The organism is Citrobacter sp. Ce006, assembly GCF_030336535.1.
In the GTDB taxonomy this organism is placed as follows: domain Bacteria; phylum Pseudomonadota; class Gammaproteobacteria; order Enterobacterales; family Enterobacteriaceae; genus Citrobacter; species Citrobacter europaeus.
Genome location: NZ_JAOWDO010000028.1, coordinates 1 through 227 on the forward strand (window position 1 = coordinate 1; position 227 = coordinate 227).

Consider the following 227-nt stretch of genomic DNA (forward strand, 5'->3'; position numbering starts at 1 on the left):
CCGTTAACCAGCCGAGTCCGGTGAAATGAGGGCTGTGATAATGAAAAACGACAGGTTGTGGCTGTGTGCCATTGTGATGGTCGCAGCATCTGGCTGCGATCAAAAGCCCGCCTCAGTCACCCCCCGGCACAGTGCGGAAGACCAGGTCCGGCTGCAGGAATTTGTGGCGCAGATAAAGTCAGAGCAGGTATTTGTGGAAGGCGGTGAATACCTGATGGGGGATTTTG

General features: G+C 55.1%; 1 pseudogene. It reads left to right on the forward strand.

Features of this window, described 5'->3' with window-relative positions:
- Nucleotides 1-40: 40 nt before the first annotated feature.
- Nucleotides 41-227: pseudogene (locus tag OGV94_RS00130) on the forward strand (hypothetical protein); the annotation flags it as partial.